Annotated in this window: 16 protein-coding genes; 9 read left to right on the top strand and 7 right to left on the bottom strand. The window is 72.5% G+C overall.

Translation table 11 applies throughout. The features are described 5' to 3' along the window. Positions 1-18 precede the first annotated feature (18 nt). Positions 19-1,044: a nitronate monooxygenase gene (locus tag ACZ3YL_RS07535; protein ID WP_465656067.1), complete on the top strand. Its 1,026-nt coding sequence runs from the start codon at positions 19-21 to the stop codon at positions 1,042-1,044. Between the two features lies 1 nt (position 1,045). Here the strand turns inward: ACZ3YL_RS07535 and ACZ3YL_RS07530 are convergent, their stop codons facing one another. Further along, positions 1,046-2,494: an aminopeptidase P family protein gene (locus tag ACZ3YL_RS07530; protein WP_465656065.1), complete on the bottom strand. Its 1,449-nt coding sequence runs from the start codon at positions 2,492-2,494 to the stop codon at positions 1,046-1,048. A 174-nt stretch (positions 2,495-2,668) separates the two neighbouring features. Here ACZ3YL_RS07530 and ACZ3YL_RS07525 point away from each other — a divergent pair, with 174 nt between their 5' ends. Genes ACZ3YL_RS07525 through ACZ3YL_RS07505 form a run of 5 tightly spaced genes read left to right on the top strand, consistent with a single transcriptional unit; the run spans position 2,669 to position 8,337 of the window. Then, the gene (locus tag ACZ3YL_RS07525; protein WP_465656063.1) at positions 2,669-4,420 is read left to right on the top strand and encodes an ABC transporter substrate-binding protein; all 1,752 of its coding nucleotides are present in this window, start codon (positions 2,669-2,671) and stop codon (positions 4,418-4,420) included. 2 nt (positions 4,421-4,422) lie between these two features. Then, a complete protein-coding gene (locus tag ACZ3YL_RS07520) occupies positions 4,423-5,373 on the top strand; it encodes an ABC transporter permease (RefSeq protein WP_465656061.1) in 951 nt (316 codons plus the stop codon). Further along, positions 5,370-6,356 carry an ABC transporter permease gene (locus ACZ3YL_RS07515; protein WP_188309630.1) on the top strand — a complete coding sequence of 329 codons (987 nt, stop codon included), beginning with the start codon at positions 5,370-5,372 and terminating at the stop codon, positions 6,354-6,356. The genes ACZ3YL_RS07520 and ACZ3YL_RS07515 overlap by 4 nt, the downstream gene beginning before the upstream one ends. After that, positions 6,356-7,363 carry an ABC transporter ATP-binding protein gene (locus tag ACZ3YL_RS07510; protein ID WP_465656059.1) on the top strand — a complete coding sequence of 336 codons (1,008 nt, stop codon included), beginning with the start codon at positions 6,356-6,358 and terminating at the stop codon, positions 7,361-7,363. The genes ACZ3YL_RS07515 and ACZ3YL_RS07510 overlap by 1 nt, the downstream gene beginning before the upstream one ends. Further along, positions 7,363-8,337: an ABC transporter ATP-binding protein gene (locus tag ACZ3YL_RS07505; RefSeq protein WP_188309632.1), complete on the top strand. Its 975-nt coding sequence runs from the start codon at positions 7,363-7,365 to the stop codon at positions 8,335-8,337. Before ACZ3YL_RS07510 ends, ACZ3YL_RS07505 begins: the two co-directional genes overlap by 1 nt. Before the next feature lie 126 nt (positions 8,338-8,463). Here the strand turns inward: ACZ3YL_RS07505 and soxR are convergent, their stop codons facing one another. Next, on the bottom strand, positions 8,464-8,925 hold the full coding sequence (soxR, locus tag ACZ3YL_RS07500; RefSeq protein ID WP_188309633.1) for a redox-sensitive transcriptional activator SoxR: 462 nt from the start codon (positions 8,923-8,925) through the stop codon (positions 8,464-8,466). A gap of 50 nt (positions 8,926-8,975) precedes the next feature. Between soxR and ACZ3YL_RS07495 the strand changes: the two genes are divergently transcribed. After that, positions 8,976-9,176 carry a hypothetical protein gene (locus tag ACZ3YL_RS07495; RefSeq protein WP_188309634.1) on the top strand — a complete coding sequence of 67 codons (201 nt, stop codon included), beginning with the start codon at positions 8,976-8,978 and terminating at the stop codon, positions 9,174-9,176. Between the two features lie 198 nt (positions 9,177-9,374). Here the strand turns inward: ACZ3YL_RS07495 and ACZ3YL_RS07490 are convergent, their stop codons facing one another. After that, positions 9,375-9,698, bottom strand: a complete 324-nt coding sequence (locus ACZ3YL_RS07490; protein ID WP_465656055.1) for a DUF2568 domain-containing protein — start codon at positions 9,696-9,698, stop codon at positions 9,375-9,377. A 261-nt stretch (positions 9,699-9,959) separates the two neighbouring features. Between ACZ3YL_RS07490 and ACZ3YL_RS07485 the strand changes: the two genes are divergently transcribed. Next, a complete protein-coding gene (locus ACZ3YL_RS07485; protein WP_317621494.1) occupies positions 9,960-11,150 on the top strand; it encodes an aminotransferase class V-fold PLP-dependent enzyme in 1,191 nt (396 codons plus the stop codon). Here the strand turns inward: ACZ3YL_RS07485 and ACZ3YL_RS07480 are convergent. Together ACZ3YL_RS07480 and ACZ3YL_RS07475 are read right to left on the bottom strand one after the other, a co-directional pair. Next, positions 11,074-11,487, bottom strand: coding sequence for an ArsR/SmtB family transcription factor (locus tag ACZ3YL_RS07480; RefSeq protein WP_188309637.1), 414 nt, complete (start codon positions 11,485-11,487; stop codon positions 11,074-11,076). The two genes, ACZ3YL_RS07485 and ACZ3YL_RS07480, sit on opposite strands and share 77 nt — an antisense overlap. 30 nt (positions 11,488-11,517) lie before the next feature. Then, positions 11,518-11,892 (bottom strand): hypothetical protein, encoded by a 375-nt coding sequence (locus tag ACZ3YL_RS07475; protein ID WP_188309638.1) that lies wholly within the window; start codon positions 11,890-11,892, stop codon positions 11,518-11,520. A gap of 243 nt (positions 11,893-12,135) precedes the next feature. Here ACZ3YL_RS07475 and ACZ3YL_RS07470 point away from each other — a divergent pair, with 243 nt between their 5' ends. Continuing rightward, positions 12,136-14,991: a DEAD/DEAH box helicase gene (locus ACZ3YL_RS07470; protein ID WP_188309653.1), complete on the top strand. Its 2,856-nt coding sequence runs from the start codon at positions 12,136-12,138 to the stop codon at positions 14,989-14,991. Positions 14,992-15,050: 59 nt separating this feature from the next. Here the strand turns inward: ACZ3YL_RS07470 and ACZ3YL_RS07465 are convergent, their stop codons facing one another. After that, positions 15,051-15,962, bottom strand: a complete 912-nt coding sequence (locus tag ACZ3YL_RS07465) for a 5'-3' exonuclease (protein ID WP_465656113.1) — start codon at positions 15,960-15,962, stop codon at positions 15,051-15,053. A gap of 57 nt (positions 15,963-16,019) precedes the next feature. Further along, a complete protein-coding gene (locus ACZ3YL_RS07460) occupies positions 16,020-17,099 on the bottom strand; it encodes a cation diffusion facilitator family transporter (protein WP_188309639.1) in 1,080 nt (359 codons plus the stop codon). Positions 17,100-17,309: the final 210 nt, after the last annotated feature.

The raw sequence follows: 17,309 nt of genomic DNA, 5'->3' as shown, positions 1-17,309 counted from the left end.
GCGGAGTGAGGAGCCCCGATGGCCGTGCGTCTCGACGAACTCGCCGTACCGGTGATCGGCGCCCCGATGGCGGGCGGGGCCTCGACGCCGGAGCTGGTGGCCGCGGTGAACCGGGCCGGCGGGCTGGGGTTCCTGGCCGCGGGCTACAAGAGCGCCGCCGCGATGGGCGAACAGATCGCCGCGGTACGGAAGTCGACCGACCGGCCGTACGGGGTGAACCTCTTCGTGCCCGCCCCGCCCGCCGACCCGGCCGCCGTCGCCGCCTACCGGGAACGGCTGCGGCCGGAGGCCGAGCGGTGGGCGGTGGAACTGCCGGAGGAGATCGGGCCGGACCGGGACGACTGGGAGGCCAAACTCGCCGCGCTGCTCGCCGACCCGGTGCCGGTCGTCTCCTACACCTTCGGGCTGCCGACGGCCGAGGAGGCGGCGGCGCTGCGGGCGGTGGGGACGCTGCAGGTCGGCACCGTCACCACCCCGGGCGAGGCGCGGGCGGCGGAGGCGGTCGGGATGGACGCGCTGTGCGTGCAGGGCCCGGAGGCCGGCGGGCACCGCGGCACCCATCGGGTGACGGACACTCCGGGGGAGCTGCCGCTGCTGGAACTGCTGCCCGCCGTACGGGCGGTGACCGCGCTGCCGCTGATCGGCGCGGGCGGGCTGGGTGACGGCCCGGCGATCGCGGCGGCCCTGCGGGCCGGGGCCGCCGCGGTGCAGCTGGGGACGGCGCTGCTGCGCACCGACGAGTCCGGCGCCGCCGCCGCCCACCGGGCCGCGCTCACCGAACTGCCGCGGACCGTCGTCACCCGCGCCTTCACAGGCCGCCCCGCGCGCGGCCTGCGCAACGCCTTCATCGACCGCTACGGCCCGTACGCCCCGCCCGCCTACCCCGAGGTCCACCACCTCACCGCCCCCCTCCGGGCCGCCGCCACCCGCCGCGCCGACACCGACGCCATGCACCTCTGGGCCGGCACCGCCCACCGCCTGGCCCGCCCGGGGGCGGCGGAGGCCGTCGTCGGGCAGCTGTGGCGGGGCGCGCGGGGGGTCTGACTCAGCTCAGGAGGGTGGCCATCCAGGATTCGATGGCGGGGACGGTCCTGGGGAGGGCGCTGGACATCAGGTGGGCGCCGTCGTCGGTGATGACGAGGTCGTCCTCGATGCGGATGCCGAGGCCGCGGAGTTCGAGGGGGAGGGTTTCGTCGTCGGGCTGGAGGTAGAGGCCGGGTTCGACGGTGAGGACCATGCCGGCTTCCAGGGTGCCGTCGACGTAGCGGTCGGCGCGGGCCTTGGAGCAGTCGTGGTAGTCGAGGCCGAGCATGTGGCCGCTGCCGCAGAGGGTGTAGCGGCGGTAGACGCCGTTGTCCTCGGCGAGGGCCTGGTCGGCGGGGACGCGCAGGACGCCCCAGTCGGCGAGGCCTTCGGCGATGACCCGCATGGCGGCGTGGTGGAAGTCGCGGAAGCGGGCGCCGGGGCGCAGGGCGGCGATGCCGGCGCTCTGGGCGGCGAGGACGAGCTCGTAGGCCTGGCGCTGGACCGGGGTGAAGGTGCCGCTGAGGGGGAGGGTGCGGGTGATGTCGGCGGCGTAGAGGGTGTCGGTCTCGACGCCGGCGTCGAGTAGCAGCAGGGCGTTCGGGTCGAGGGCGCCGTCGTTGCGGATCCAGTGGAGTACGCAGGCGTGGGCGCCGGAGGCGGCGATGGTGGTGTAGCTGGGGCCGTTGCCCTCGGCGCGGGCGCGCAGGTCGAAGACGCCTTCGATCCAGCGTTCGCCGCGGTGGTGGCGCAGGGCGGTGGGCAGGGCGCGGACGACGTCCTCGAAGCCGGTGACGGTGTGGTCGACGGCCAGTTGCAGCTGCTGGACCTCCCAGGTGTCCTTGACCAGCCGCAACTCGGAGAGCACGGCGGCGAGTTCGGCGTCGTGGGCGAAGGAGCCGCGCCCGGTGGCCTCGTCGACGAGGGCGTCGGTGCCGGCCAGGACCCGGGTGGGCGGTTGCGGGCCGGTGAGCAGCTTGCCGAGGTCGTCGAGGTGTTCGGCGCGCAGCCCGGTGAGCCGGGTGGTCTCGTCGAGGTCGGGGCGGCGGCCGACCCAGAACTCGCCGTAGCGGCGGTCGCGGTAGAACTCGCCGCCGCTGCGCGGGGATCGGGGGCGTACGTGGAGTACGGGTTCGTGGCCTTCGGGGCCGGTCGGTTCGAGGACGAGGACGTGGTCGGCCTGGTCCTCGCCGGTGAGTCCGGTGAGCCAGGCGTAGGCGCTGTGCGGGCGGAAGCGGTGGTCGAGGTCGTTGCAGCGGACCTTGAGCCGGCCGGCGGGGACGATCAGCCGTTCGCCGGGGAAGGCGGCGGAGAGCCGGGCGCGGCGGCCGGCGAACTGGGGGTGGCCGGGGACGCGTTGGTCGGCGGGGAGCGGGGTGGCGGTCCAGGCGGTGCCCATGAAGGCGTCCAGGGCGGGGGAGACCGCGAGATCGTGGCTTCCGGTGGCGAGGCCGGGCTGGGGGTGGGTCACCGGTGAACTCCTAGACGGGGGTCGGGTGCTGGGGGTGGTGGGACACAGCTGGGTAACGGAGGGCGTCACCTCTTGTGCAGTGCAATTTCACATTACTATGTTACGGGTCACACGGCGGTGCGGCCAGAGCCGGCCCCGCAGACCAAAGCAGGCCCCCCACAGCGGAGTTGCCACATGACCAGGCGCAGCCATGCCCTTCTCGCCGCCGCCCTCGCGGCGACCCTCACCCTCGGCCTCGGGGCCTGCAAGAACGACAAGAGCGACAGCGGTGCCGACGCGGCCCCCAGCAACACCAAGGGCCCGGGCGCCGAGAGCGGCTCGATCATCGGCGGCACCCCGGCCAAGGGCGGCACCCTCACCGTCCTGACCAACCAGGACTTCGCCCACCTCGACCCGGCCCGCAACTGGACCGTCCCGCACATGGACTTCGGCACCCGGCTGCTCTACCGCACCCTGACCACCTTCAAGTCCGAGCCGGGAGCCGCCGGCAGCGAGATCGTCCCGGACCTCGCCACCGACCTGGGCAAGTCCTCGGACGGCGGGAAGACCTGGACCTTCACCCTCAAGGACGGCCTCAAGTACGAGGACGGCAGCCCGATCCTGGCCGCCGACATCAAGTACAACGTCGAGCGCTCCTTCTCCCCGGACCTCACCGGCGGACCGGACTACGCGATCCAGTACCTGGCCGGCGGTGAGAAGTACAAGGGCCCGCTCACCGGCGAGCACCTGGCGAGCATCGAGACCCCGGACGCGAAGACGATCGTCTTCCACCTCAAGCGCCCGGTGGCCGAGTTCTCGGACACCGTCACCCTGCCGACCTTCTCCCCGGTGCCGCAGTCCCAGGAGAAGGGCACCCAGTACGACTCCCGGCCGTTCTCCTCCGGCCCGTACAAGATCGAGACCTACGACCGGGGCAAGCAGCTGGTGCTGGTCCGCAACACCAGCTGGGACCAGTCGACCGACACCGTCCGCAAGGCCTACCCGGACCGGATCGTGGTCACCGAGGGCATCAAGGGCGGCCAGGCGGACGACCGGATCATCGCCAGCGAGGGCGCCGACGCCAACGCCATCAACATGCCCTGGATGCAGCACGAGTCGGTCGCCAAGGTGCTGCCCAAGGCGGACGTCAAGGCCCGGATGGCGGCCGAGCGGACCGGCTGTACGGACATGCTGTACCTGAACACCGCCAAGGCGCCCTTCGACGACCCGAAGGTGCGCGAGGCGATGATGTGGGCGGTCGACCGCGAGGCCCAGGTGACGGCGTTCGGCGGTCCGGCGATGGCCGACGTGGCGACCTCCTTCCTCCCGCCGTCGCTGACCGGCGGGGTCACGTCCGACCCGCTGAAGATCCCGCCGGCCGGGGACCCGGAGAAGGCCAAGGCCATGCTCAAGGACGCCGGGAAGACCGACCTCAAGGTCGGGCTCACCGTCTCGCTCAACGACAAGACCCGGGCCGAGGCGATCCAGCAGTCGCTGGCCAGGGCCGGCGTCCAGGTCACCGTCAACACCGTGGACCCGTCCGCCTTCACCGACACCCTCGGCGACACCGCGAACGCCCCCGAGCTGACCATCAACGGCTGGTGCCCGGACTACCCGTCCGCCGCGACCTTCCTGCCGTTCCAGTTCGACGGACGCACCATCAAGGAGAAGGGCAACCAGGGCAACTTCAGCCAGTTCCGGGACCAGGCCACGATGGACGAGATGGACCGGATCGCGGCCATGCCGGACGTCAACGAGGCCAACAAGGCCTGGCAGCAGCTGGACGGGGACCTGATGAAGAAGGCCCCGGCCGTCCCGCTGATGTGGCAGCGCCGCCCGCTGATGGTCGGCACCAACGTGGCGGGCGCGTTCGGCAGTTCGGGCTACGCGGGAATGATCGACCTGGCCGTGGTCGGCGTCAAGGACCCGGCCAAGGGCAAGGGCTGAGGATGACCACCACCACGCAACCCGTCGCCGTGGCGACGGGCCCCGCGGGGAGCGCGAGCCGCGGGCCCTGGCGCCGGGTGGGGCAGCAGCTGTGGGCCCGCGGTTCGGCCCGGTTCGGCCTGATCGCGGTCGGCGTGCTGGTCCTGGCCGCGGCCCTGGCCGGCCCGCTGAGCGCGCTCGGCGGCTGGTCCCCCGAGGAGTTCGACAAGCGCGCCGTGGACGCCTACCTGGGCGGCATGCCCAGGGGCGACTTTGGCGGCATCAGCACCCGGCACTGGCTGGGCGTCGAGCCGATCACCGGGCGCGACCTGTTCGCCCGGGTGCTGCACGGCGGCCAGGTGTCGCTGCTGATCGCGTTCAGCGCGACCGCGGTCGTCGTGGTCGCCGGCACCCTGGCCGGCATCGCGGCGGGCTACTTCGGCGGCCGGACGGACGCCGTGCTGTCCCGGCTGATGGACCTCACGATGTCCTTCCCCTCGCTGATCTTCATGATCGCGATGATGTCGGTGGCCAAGGACGTCAACCGGATCCTGCTGATCACCCTGGTCATCGGCCTGTTCACCTGGCCCGGCATCGCCCGGGTGGTGCGCGGCCAGACCCTCTCGCTCAAGCACCGCGAGTACGTCGAGGCCGCCCGGGTCGGCGGCGCCCGCTCCTGGCGCATCCTCACCCGGGAGATCCTGCCGAACGTCTCCGGCCCGGTCATCGCGTACACCACGCTGCTGATCCCCGGCATGATCGCCACCGAGGCCGCGCTCAGCTACCTCGGCGTGGGCGTCCGCCCGCCGACCCCGTCCTGGGGGCAGATGATCGCCGAGAGCATCGCCCACTACGAGACCGACCCGACGTACTTCCTCATCCCGACGGCCTTCCTCTTCCTCGCCGTGCTCGCGTTCACCCTGCTCGGCGACGCCCTGCGCGACATCCTCGACCCCCGGGGAGCCCGGTCGTGATCCTCTACCTCGGCCGCCGGCTGCTCGGCGTGGCGGGCATCCTGCTCGCCATCTGCGCCATCACCTTCACCATCTTCTACCTGCTGCCGAACGACCCGGCCGCGGCGGCCTGCGGCAAGACCTGCAGCCCCGAGCGGCTCGCCGACGTCAAGGCGGCGATGGGCCTGGACAAGCCGGTCTGGGAGCAGTTCACCGCCTACCTGACCGGGATCTTCGCGGGTCGCGACTACGGCACCGGCCCGAGCGCCGTGCACTGCGGCTTCCCCTGCCTCGGCTACTCCTACGAGTACGGGCTGCCGGTCTGGGACCTCCTCACCGACCGGCTGCCGGTCTCGATCTCGCTGGCCCTCGGCGCGGCCGTGCTCTGGCTGCTCCTCGGCCTCGGCGCGGGCGTCACCTCGGCGCTGCGCAAGGGCGGCTTCACCGACCGGATCCTCATGGTGCTCTCGGTCGGGGCCGCCTCGCTGCCGGTCTACTTCACCTCGATCATGCTGATCTGGGGCGTGGTCAGAACGGCCGGGCTGCTGCCGTACCCCTCGTACCACGCGTTCACCGACGGCCCGCTGGCCTGGGCGTCCAACCTGCTGCTGCCGTGGATCGCGCTCGCCCTGCTGTACGCGGCCATGTACGCCCGGCAGAGCCGCAACTCGATGATCGAGGCGATGGCCGAGCCGTACATCCGCACCGCCCGGGCGAAGGGGCTGCCGGCCCGCACGGTGACCTTCAAGCACGGGCTGCGCTCCGCGACCACGCCGATCCTCACCATCTTCGGGATGGACCTGGGCGGGCTGCTGGCCGGCGCCGTCATCACCGAGTCGATCTTCGGCCTGCCCGGCGTCGGCCGGCTGTTCTACGACGGACTGGCCCGCTCCGACCAGCCCGTGATCCTCGGCGTCACCCTGCTCGCGGCGTTCTTCATCGTCGCGGCCAACCTGCTGGTCGACCTGCTCTACGCGTACGTCGACCCGAGAGTGAGGTACTGATGGCCGGACTGTTGGAGGTCGAGGACCTCAAGGTCGCCTTCGCCACCCCGCGCGGCACCGTCCGGGCCGTGGACGGCATCTCCTTCACCGTCGCGGCCGGGCGCACCCTCGGGCTGGTCGGCGAGTCCGGCAGCGGCAAGTCCGTCACCTCGCTGGCCGTCATGGGCCTGCACCGGGGTGCCACCGTCACCGGCTCGATCCGGCTCGACGGGCAGGAGCTGACCGGCCTGGGGGAACGGGAGTTGGGCACCGTCCGGGGCCGGCGGATCGCGATGGTCTTCCAGGACCCGCTGTCCAGCCTGCACCCCTTCTACACGGTCGGCGAACAGATCGCCGAGCACTACCGGGTGCACTTCCGGGCGGGCCGCAAGGCCGGCCGGGCCCGGGCCGTCGAGATGCTCGCCGAGGTGGGCATCCCGGAACCGGCCCGCCGGGTCGACGAGTACCCGCACCAGTTCTCCGGCGGCATGCGCCAGCGCGTCATGATCGCCATGGCGCTCGCCTGCGAACCCGACCTGCTGATCGCCGACGAACCCACCACCGCGCTGGACGTCACCGTCCAGGCCCAGATCCTCGACCTGATCGCCCGGATCCAGCAGGACCGCGGCCTCGGCGTCGTGCTGATCACCCACGACCTGGGCGTGGTCGCCCGGGTCGCCCACGAGGTACTGGTCATGTACGGCGGCCGGGCGGCCGAACAGGCCCCGGTGGACGAGCTGTTCGCCGCACCCGCGCACCCGTACACCCGCGGCCTGCTGGACTCGCTGCCGCGCCTGGACGACACCGACGACGCCCCGCTGCGAGCCATCCCCGGCAGCCCGCCGTCCCTGCTCGTCCCCGCCCCCGGCTGCTCCTTCGCCCCGCGCTGCGCCCGCACCGGCAGCGCGCCGGCCGAGGAGCACGCCCGCTGCCTGGCCGAGCGCCCGTCGCTCGGCCCGCTCGGTCCGGCCACGGCCGAGCACCGGGCCGCCTGCCACCTGCCACTGGTGCCGGAAGGAGCCGTCTGATGGCGGAACCACTGCTGTCCGTACGGGACTTGGTGAAGACCTTCGCCGGCCGCCGCAGTCGCACCGGCCGGCCCGGTGCGCCGGTGCGGGCGGTGGACGGGGTGAGCTTCGACCTCGGCGCGGGCGAGACCCTGGGCCTGGTCGGCGAGTCCGGCTGCGGCAAGTCCACCACCGGACGGATGATCGTCCGGCTGCTCGACCCCACCTCGGGCACCGTCACCTTCGACGGCACCGAGATCGGCGGCCTCTCCCAGGCCCGGCTGCGGCCGCACCGGCGGCACCTGCAGATGGTCTTCCAGGACCCGTACTCCTCGCTCAACCCCCGCCAGACGGTGGCCCGGATCATCTCCGAGCCGCTGCTGGTCCAGGGCGCGTCCGCCGAGGAGGCGCGCGGCCGGGCCGCCGACCTGATGGAACTGGTCGGGCTGATCCCCGAGCACCTCGACCGCTACCCGCACGAGTTCTCCGGCGGCCAGGCGCAGCGCATCGGTATCGCCCGGTCGCTGGCCACCTCGCCGAAACTGGTGATCGCGGACGAGCCGGTCTCCGCGCTCGACGTCTCCGTCCAGGCCCAAGTGGTCAACCTGATGGAGCAGTTGCAGCGGGAACTGGGCCTGGCGTACGTGTTCATCGCGCACGACCTCTCGGTGGTCAAGCGGGTCTGCGACCGGGTCGCGGTGATGTACCTGGGCCGGATCGTGGAGATCGGCGACAAGGCCGAGGTGTACGGCAGCCCGGCGCACCCGTACACCCGGGCGCTGCTGTCCGCCGTCCCGCTGCCGGACCCGGCGGCCGAGCGGGCCCGGGAGCGGATCGTGCTGCTCGGCGACCCGCCGAGCCCGGCCGACCCGCCCCCCGGGTGCGGCTTCCACCCGCGCTGCCCGAAGGCGCAGGCGCGCTGCCGGACGGAGCGGCCGCTGCTGGAGGTGGTCGGGACGGGCGGCCGGCAGGCGGCCTGCCACTTCCCGGACTGACCGGCGGCCTCACAAGCCCCCGGTCGGGCGCGGCGGGGAACCTCACGAGGGCCGCGTCCGACCGGGTTCCACCTCATGGCTCCACCGAGGGGCTCCACCGAGGGGCGCCTGGTTCCTCGGTGGGGCTCATGGCTCCTCGGAGGACAGCAGCAGTCGGGGGCCCGGCCCCTCGGTGGCGAGTTCGTCGCCCGGGTTGAGCACCCGGCAGCGGCGCAGCGACACGCAGCCGCAGCCGATGCAGCCGGTGAGTTCGTCCTCCAGGCGCTCCAACTCCGTCCGGCGGGCGCGCAGTTGGTCGGCCCAGCGGCGGGAGATCCGTTCCCAGTCGTGCTTGCCCGGCATCCGGTCCTCGGGCAGGCAGGTGAACACCTCGGCGACCTCGGAGAGCGGGATGCCGAGCCGCTTGGCGACCAGGATGAGCGAGATCCGCCGCAGCACGTGCCGCCGGTAGCGGCGCTGGTTGCCCGCCGACCGCTCGGAGGAGATCAGCCCCTGCTCCTCGTAGAAGCGGACCGCGGAGGTGGCGATCCCGGCGCGCCGGGCCACCTCGCCGACGCTGAGCAGGTCGACCGGTGCGGTTCCGGCCATGGTCACCACTCCTTGACTTCAAGTTCTCTTGAAGTCCTAGCGTATCGGACGTGACCGAATCCTCTGCCGTCGAGACCGCCACGACCGTTGCCGAGCAGCCCAGTTGCCCACCGCAGTCGCCGACGGCGGAGGCCTCGGGCGGGTGGCGTGAACTCTTCTCCCGCCGCTACGCGGCCGCCGCGTCGATCCTGGCCGGCGGGGTCGCGCTGTACGCGATGAACCTCTACCTCACCGCCCGCCGGCTGCGGTAGCGGGCCTTCGCGGAGCGGGTCAGTCTCGCGGGCGGGCCCTTCGCGGACCGGCGCGCTTCATGGTCCCGGCCTTTCGCGGACCGGCCTTTCAGGGACCGGCCTTTCACGGGCCGGCGCTTCATGGGCCCGGCCCTTCACGGACCGGCCCCGGATCCCTTTTCGTCGGGGGGACCCGGGGCCTTCCGCGCGTCGGCGACGTCAGTTGGCGGTGTACTCCACGGCCACGCTGACCAGCACCAGCACCGCGTAGACCACCGCCAGGGTGGTCCGCCCGGTGGCGTGCAGCGCGAGCGCCCCGGTGAGCAGGGCGAGCAGCTTGAGCACGATCTCCACGCCGAGCGGCTGGCGGAACCGCGGGCCGCCGGCGGCCAGGAACAGCGCCCAGAAGGTGCCCGCCAGGGCGGGGGCGCCGAGCCCCAGCAGCAGCCGGGTGGCCAGGGTGGAGCCGGTCTTGAACCCCCAGTAGCAGAGCGCGGCCAGCATGGCGAGCTCCAGCCCGAAGGCGAGCCCCGCGTTGGTCATGGTCAGTGGGGTCCACTGCCGCTGTCCGACCGGTCCCGGTCTTGCGATCCTCATCCCGTGCGCTCCCCGTTCGCGGTGCCGCCCGGGCCGGGCGGCGGTCAGGCGGAGTTTCCCAGTCCGGCCCGCGGGAACTCAATGGATCGCCCCGAAGAGGTGTGCGGGAGGCGCGTTGGGTGGGGTGGATGGACGGACCGGGCCCTCGTGCCATATGAAATGTCATACACCACTCGACTCGTCTGCCGTTCCAGGGGAGGAACCTTCGTGACCGAGGACCTGACCACCACCGAGGACCTGACCACCGCGGAGCCCCCGGCCCCGCTGCCCGCCGCCGAGGGGCTGTTCAGCGTCTCGCCGCAGGCCGCGCACCTCAACCACGGCTCGTACGGCGCCGTGCCGCTGCCGGTGCAGCGGGTGCAGGAGGCGCTGCGGGCCGAGCAGGAGCTGGACCCGGACGGTTTCTTCGCCGACCTGCCCGCCCGGATCGCCGGGGTCCGGGAGCGGATCGCCGCCGAGCTGGCCACCGACCCGGACCGGCTGGCGCTGGTCGCCAACGTCACCGAGGCGGCGGCGATCGCCCTGGACAGCATCCCGTTCGCCCCTGGCGACCGGATCCTGGTCACCGACCACGGCTACGGCGCGGTCACCGAGGCCGTCGCCCGCCGGGCCGCCGAGGCGGGCGCCGAACTGGTGGTGGCCGAGGTGCCGCTGGACGCCCCGGACGAGCGGACCGTCCGGGAGGCGGTGCTCGCCACCGTGGACGGGCGCACCACCGTCGCCGTCCTGGACCGGATCACCTCGCTCACCGCCCGTACGGTGGCCTCCCCGGAGCTGGTCGCCGAGCTGCGCGAGCGCGGGGTGACCACCCTGGTCGACGGTGCCCACGCGCCCGGCATGCTGGCCGAACCGGTCGATCCGAACGCCGACTTCTGGTTCGGCAACCTGCACAAGTGGGCCTTCGCCCCGCGCGCCACCGGCGTGCTGTCCGTCCGTCCCGAGTGGACGGCCCGGGTGCGCCCGCTCGCGCTGTCCTGGGAGCACCACCGGGGCTTCCCGGCCAACGTCGAATGGCGCGGCACCTGCGACTACACCCCTTGGCTGGCCGCCCCGGCCGGCTTCGCGCTGCTGCGCGAGCTGGGCCACCAGGCGGTCGCCGCGCACAACGCCGCGCTCGCCGCGTACGGCCAGCGGGTGCTGGTGGAGCGGGTGGGCCTGCGGGCGCTGCCCGCGACGCCCGGGGTGTGGATGCGCACCGTACGGATGCCGGAGGGCCGGGCGGGCTCCGACGCGTCGTGCCGCGCGCTGGTGGCCGAGCTGTGGCGGCGCCACCGCGTCCGGGTCGCCGTCCGGCCGGGGCCCGACGGCGGGGTGCTGCGGGTCAGCGGCCAGGTGTACAACCGGGCGGCGGATTACGAGCGGCTGGCGGAGGGGCTGGTGGAGTTGTTGAAGGAGTAGCGGCTTGGCCGCCCGCCGCCCGCAGTTCCGCGAGCAGCGTGTTCCGGTCGGCGAGCAGCCCGGTGAGGATCCGCCGGGCTGCTCGGAGCAGGTCGGCGACGTCGCCGCCGGCCAGCGCGTAGACCACCGTGCTGCCGTCCCGGGTGGCGGTGACGATGCCGGACCGGCGCAGCACCGCGAGCTGCTGGGACAGGCTGGAGGGCTCGACCTCCAGCTCGGCGAGCAGGCAGTGCACGGGTGTCGGTCCGGCCTGCAGCAGCTCCAGCACCCGGATCCGGACGGGATGGCCGAGCATCCGGAAGAACTCGGCCTTGGCCTGGTAGACGGCTACCGTCACGCGGCCCCCCCTTCCCTGGTGTCGGCGGGCTCAGATCTCCAGCGAGAGCTCGATCTGCTTGAGCCGGTGGCGGGCCATCGCCAGGTTGGAGCGGTTGCGGTGGAGCACCAGGAAGAGGAACAGCCCGCGCCCGCTGGGCGTCGTGATCGGCCGCACCATGTGGTACTGGTGGGTCAGCGTGATCAGGATGTCCTCGATCTCGTTGTCGAGCAGGTTGAGCGCCTCCATCGCCCGCATCTTGGCGCGGACCACGTCGGTGTTCCCGGCCGCGGCGACGTTGAGGTCCAGCTCGCCGCCGTCGCCGAGGGTGCCGAGGGCCATGCCGCTGCCGTAGTCGACCAGGGCGACGCCGATCGCGCCGTCGATCGACATGGCGTCCTTGAGGGACGTCTCCAGGTTCGCCATCGTGGCGGTCCTCCCGTGAGTTGGTGGCTGTGGCTCACGAAGGTAGGCAGCAACTCCCGGACTCCACCGCTGATGACCGCAGACGTTCGGATCTGGTCCACTCCTGGTCGCTTGAAGACATTTGCAACTATGGATCTGAGAGAGGAGTGATCTCCTCGCACGGAAAACGGTGCTATCGATGTCACTCCACCCGGGTAACCTCTCGCTGAGATGCGAGATCACACCAACCACACCCGGACGGCGATGAACACCCCCGATCCAGAGCCCCAGGAAGACCAGGAGCTCAGCCCCGCCGAGGCGTACGCGGCCAGTCGTCGCCGGGCCCAGGAGCAGGCCACCGCCCTGTACGGCTTCCAGCAGCTCTACGACTTCCCGCTGGACGACTTCCAGCTGGAGGCCTGCGAGACCCTGGAGGCCGGCTCGGGCGTCCTGGTCGCCGCCCCCACCGGCTCCGGGAAGACCATCGTCGGCGAGTTCGCCGTGCACCTGGCCCTCCAGGCCGGCCGCAAGTGCTTCTACACCACGCCGATCAAGGCGCTCTCCAACCAGAAGTACGGGGACCTGGTCAAGCGCTACGGCGCGGCCAAGGTCGGCCTGCTCACCGGCGACAACAGCGTCAACGGCGACGCCCCCGTGGTGGTCATGACCACCGAGGTGCTGCGCAACATGCTCTACGCGGGCTCCAGCACCCTCGACGGCCTCGGCTACGTCGTCATGGACGAGGTGCACTACCTCGCCGACCGCCTCCGCGGCGCCGTCTGGGAGGAGGTCATCATCCACCTCCCCGAGTCGGTCACCCTCGTCTCGCTCTCCGCGACCGTCTCCAACGCCGAGGAGTTCGGCGACTGGCTGGACACCGTTCGCGGCGGCACCAAGGTCATCGTCTCCGAGACCCGCCCGGTGCCGCTCTGGCAGCACGTGATGGCCGGCAACCGGATGTACGACCTGTTCGCCGACCCCGACCGGGACGGCCGCCCCAAGCACAGCCTCAAGAACCCCGGCAAGGCCGTCAACCCCGAACTGGTCCGGCTCGCCCGCTCCGAACTCGACCGCAACCCGCGCGACCGCTTCGGCCGCGGCCGGGGCCGCTCCATGCCCAACGGCCGTCCCGGCCGGGTCTGGACCCCGGGCCGGGTCGACGTCATCGACCGGCTCGACGCCGAGGGCCTGCTGCCCGCGATCACCTTCATCTTCAGCCGGGCCGGCTGCGAGGCCGCCGTCCAGCAGTGCCTCAGCTCCGGCCTGCGGCTCAACAAGGACTCCGACCGCGCCCTGGTCCGCGCCATCGTCGAGGAGCGCTGCGCCGACATCCCCGACGAGGACCTGCACGTCCTGGGCTACTTCGAGTGGCTGGACGGGCTGGAGCGCGGCATCGCCGCCCACCACGCCGGAATGCTGCCCCGGTTCAAGGAAGTCGTCGAGGAGCTCTTCGTGAAGGGCCTGGTCAAGGCCGTCTTCGCCACCGAGACCCTGGCACTCGGCATCAACATGCCCGCCCGCTCGGTGGTCATGGAGAAGCTGGTCAAGTGGAACGGCGAGACCCACGCCGACATCACCCCCGGCGAGTACACCCAGCTCACCGGCCGGGCCGGGCGGCGCGGCATCGACGTCGAGGGCCACGCCGTGGTGCTCTGGCAGCGCGGCCTCGACCCGGAGGCCCTGGCCGGCCTGGCCGGCACCCGCACCTACCCGCTGAAGTCCTCGTTCCGGCCCTCGTACAACATGGCCGTCAACCTGGTCTCCCAGTTCGGCCGGCACCGCTCCCGCGAACTGCTGGAAACTTCCTTCGCCCAGTTCCAGGCGGACCGCTCGGTCGTCGGCATCGCCCGCCAGGTCCAGCGCAACGAGGAGGGGCTGGACGGCTACCGCGAGTCGATGACCTGCCACCTCGGCGACTTCGACGAGTACATGGAGCTGCGCCGCCGGCTCAAGGACCGCGAGAACGAGATGGCCCGCGAGGGCACCAGCCAGCGCCGCGCCGCCGCCATCGAGTCGATCGAGCAGCTCAAGCCGGGCGACGTCATCCACGTCCCCACCGGCAAGTTCGCCGGCCTCGCCCTGGTCCTCGACCCGGGCCTGCCGCCGGTCGACCGCTCCGGCCGCGGCGGCCCGCGCCACCCCGACTTCCAGGACGGCCCGCGCCCGGTGGTGCTCACCGCCGAACGGCAGGTCAAGCGGCTCGCGATGATCGACTTCCCGTACCCCGTCGCCGCCATCGAGCGCCTGCGCATCCCCAAGTCCTTCAACCCGCGCAGCCCCCAGTCCCGCCGCGACCTCGCCTCCGCGCTGCGCACCAAGGCCGGCCACCTCGAACCCGAGCGGTTCCGGCGCGGCCGCGCGGCCGCCGCCGACGACCCGGAGATCACCCGGCTGCGCACCGAACTGCGCCAGCACCCCTGCCACGGCTGTTCCGACCGCGAGGACCACGCCCGCTGGGCCGAGCGCTACCACCGGCTGCACCGCGACACCGAACTGCTCGAACGCCGGATGCGCTCCCGCACCCACACCATCGCCCGTACCTTCGACCGGGTCTGCGCACTGCTCACCGACCTCGGCTACCTCCAGGGCGACACCGTCACCGACGACGGCAAGCGGCTCGGCCGGCTCTACGGCGAACTCGACCTGCTCGCCTCCGAATGCATCCGCGAAGGCGTCTGGAGCGGCCTCGCCGCCGCCGAACTCGCCGCCTGCGCCTCGGCGTTGGTGTACGAATCGCGCCAGTCCGACGATGCCGTCGCCCCCCGGGTGCCGGAGGGCGCGGCCAAGGAGGCGCTCGGCAAGATGGTCCGGATCTGGGGCCACCTGGACGCCCTGGAGGAGCAGCACCGGATCAACACCGCCGAGGGCGTCGGCCAGCGCGAGCCCGACCTCGGCTTCGCCTGGGCCGCCTACCGCTGGGCCCTCGGCCACAACCTCGACCAGGTCCTGCGCGACGCCGACATGCCGGCCGGCGACTTCGTCCGCTGGACCAAGCAGCTGATCGACGTCCTCGGCCAGATCCAGGACGCGGCCGGCGAGGACGCCGAACTCCGCAAGACTGCCCGCAAGGCCGTCGACGGCCTGCGCCGCGGCATCATCGCCTACTCCTCCGTGGGCTAGTCACCACTCCGAAGGGCCCGCCCGTTCGACTCGAACGGGCGGGCCCTTCGGGGTGTGCGTCAGCGGGTGGCGAGGGCCTCCAGGAGGCGGTCCAGGGAGGTGCCGAGGCCCCAGCGGGTGGAGAGGTGTTCGAGGGTCATCGGGTCGAGGGGCTCGTGGGGGAGGGCCGGGTCGAAGTCGGGGAGGGGGACGTCGTCGGCGACCCGGACGACCTTGGGGGCGACGTCGAGGTAGGCGGCGCCCTCGACGATGTTGCGGCGGCGGGCCGGGGTGAGCCTGGAGCCGAGGTCGAGGGCGGCGGCGCGGATGGCGGGGAGGTCGCCGTACTCGTTGATCAGCTGGGCGGCGGTCTTCTCGCCGATGCCCTTGACGCCGGGCAGGCCGTCCGACGGGTCGCCGCGCAGGGCCGCCATGTCGGCGTACCGGGCGCCGTCCACGCCGTACTTCTCCAGCAGCAGCGCGTTGTCGGTGACCTGCAGGTTGCCCATGCCCTTGACCGGGTAGAGCACGGTGATCTGCCGTGCGTCGTCGACCAGTTGGAAGAGGTCGCGGTCGCCGGTGACGATCTGCACCGGGCCCTTGGCGCGGGCGGTGAGGGTGCCGATGACGTCGTCGGCCTCGTAGCCGGGGGAGCCGATCCGGGCGATGCCGAGGGCGTCCAGCACCTGCTCGATCACCGGGACCTGCGGGGCGAGGGTGTCCGGCACCTCCTCCTCGCCGGCCTCGGCGGCCTCCGGGGCCTCGGCGACCCGGTGGGTCTTGTAGGAGGGGATGAGGTCCACCCGCCACTGGGGGCGCCAGTCAGCGTCCATGCAGGCGACGAGTTCGTCGGGCCGGTGGTCGTGGACCAGCCGGGCGATGAAGTCCAGCAGGCCGCGGACGGCGTTGACCGGCTCACCCTGCGGTGAGCGCAGGGTGTCCGGTACGCCGTAGTAGGCCCGGAAGTACAGGCTGGCGGAGTCGAGGAGCATCAGTCGCGGTGCGGTCACGCGTCAGATCATGCCGCACCGCGACGACGGAAGGCGGCCTCAGTGCTCGTGCGGGCCGGCGCGGTGCACGGGGCCGTGGGCGTCGGCGCAGTGTTCGGCGGCCGGCTCGCCGGGGCCGGCGATCTGCAGCAGCGCGCCCGCCTCGTCCTCGCCGACGTGGTCGACCTGGAGGGTGCTGTGGGTGATGCCGTACTCCTTCGCCAGCCGGCGCTGCAGTTCGCGCCGGACGGCGTGGCAGTCGCCGCCGGGGGTGACCAGGATGTGCGCCGACAGGGCGGGCTGGTTGGAGGTGATCTCCCAGATGTGCAGGTCGTGGATCTCCTCGACCAGCGGCTCGGTGACCAGCCGGTCGGCCACCGCGTTCGGGTCGATCCCGGCGGGGGCGGCTTCCAGGAAGATCCGTCCGGAGGCCCGGACCAGGCCGATGCCCGCCTTGAGCATCAGCGCGACCACGATCAGCGAGGCGATCGCGTCGGCCCGGGCGAAGCCGGTGGTCAGCATGACCGCGCCGGCCACGGCGGTGGCGATGAAGGCGTACAGGTCGGTGAGTACGTGCTGGAAGGCGCCCTCGACGTTCAGCGAGCTGCGGTTGGCCTTCGACATGCACCAGGCGGCGGCCAGGTTGACCACGATCCCGATCAGCGCGGTGACCAGCACGAGCGAACCGGTGACCTCGGGCGGCGTGATCAGCCGGGTGACCGCCTCGTAGCCCAGCCAGGCGGACAGGACGAGCAGGGTGACGCCGTTGGCCTGCGCGGAGAGGATCTCGGCGCGCTTGAGCCCGTAGGTGTAGCCGCCGCGGGCCGGGCGGGCGGAGAGCCGCATGGCGATCAGGGCCAGCACGATCGAGGCAGCGTCGGTGAGCATGTGCGCCGCGTCGGAGATCAGGGCCAGTGACTGGGCGGCGAAGCCGACCACGACCTCACCGGCCATGAAGACGACGATCAGGGTGAGGGCGCTGACCAGCCAGCGGCGGTCGGCGTCGGCGGCGACGCCGTGGGAGTGCCCGCCGTGGCCCCCGTGGCCGTGCGCGTGGCCACCGTGACCGCCATGGCCGAGGCCCTGCGAGCTCTGGTGGTCATGCGCATGATCATCGTGGGAGTGCTCGTGCCCGGCCATCGAAGTCCTCTCTGGACGCACGGGTGAGTGGTGACGGGGTGCGATCGCCCCGCACTCGAAGTGAACCGCAGAATCGACAAAGATCCAAAGGCTGTACTGGTGACCGTTGTCGTTGCCGATGAAGGGCTCCTCCGGACGGCGTAGCCCCGATGCCTCCGGCATGGACCCTGGTGAATCCGGGTGTCTCCGTCACCCGGCGGGTGGAGCCGG

The sequence above is a fragment of the Kitasatospora sp. NPDC023176 genome, from assembly GCF_055560495.1.
The sequence above is the reverse complement of the archived record's forward strand: the minus strand, read 5'-3'. Positions and strand labels throughout refer to the sequence as shown.

Bases quoted from the DNA above. Each gene is read 5' to 3' on its own strand.
- soxR (WP_188309633.1), bottom strand. From the start codon at position 8,925: ATGGCCGGAACCGCACCGGTCGACCTGCTCAGCGTCGGCGAGGTGGCC.
- ACZ3YL_RS07505 (WP_188309632.1), top strand. From the start codon at position 7,363: ATGGCGGAACCACTGCTGTCCGTACGGGACTTGGTGAAGACCTTCGCC.
- ACZ3YL_RS07470 (WP_188309653.1), top strand. From the start codon at position 12,136: ATGAACACCCCCGATCCAGAGCCCCAGGAAGACCAGGAGCTCAGCCCC.
- ACZ3YL_RS07520 (WP_465656061.1), top strand. From the start codon at position 4,423: ATGACCACCACCACGCAACCCGTCGCCGTGGCGACGGGCCCCGCGGGG.
- ACZ3YL_RS07460 (WP_188309639.1), bottom strand. From the start codon at position 17,099: ATGGCCGGGCACGAGCACTCCCACGATGATCATGCGCATGACCACCAG.
- ACZ3YL_RS07475 (WP_188309638.1), bottom strand. From the start codon at position 11,892: ATGGCGAACCTGGAGACGTCCCTCAAGGACGCCATGTCGATCGACGGC.
- ACZ3YL_RS07525 (WP_465656063.1), top strand. From the start codon at position 2,669: ATGACCAGGCGCAGCCATGCCCTTCTCGCCGCCGCCCTCGCGGCGACC.
- ACZ3YL_RS07465 (WP_465656113.1), bottom strand. From the start codon at position 15,962: ATGCTCCTCGACTCCGCCAGCCTGTACTTCCGGGCCTACTACGGCGTA.
- ACZ3YL_RS07510 (WP_465656059.1), top strand. From the start codon at position 6,356: ATGGCCGGACTGTTGGAGGTCGAGGACCTCAAGGTCGCCTTCGCCACC.
- ACZ3YL_RS07535 (WP_465656067.1), top strand. From the start codon at position 19: ATGGCCGTGCGTCTCGACGAACTCGCCGTACCGGTGATCGGCGCCCCG.
- ACZ3YL_RS07490 (WP_465656055.1), bottom strand. From the start codon at position 9,698: ATGACCAACGCGGGGCTCGCCTTCGGGCTGGAGCTCGCCATGCTGGCC.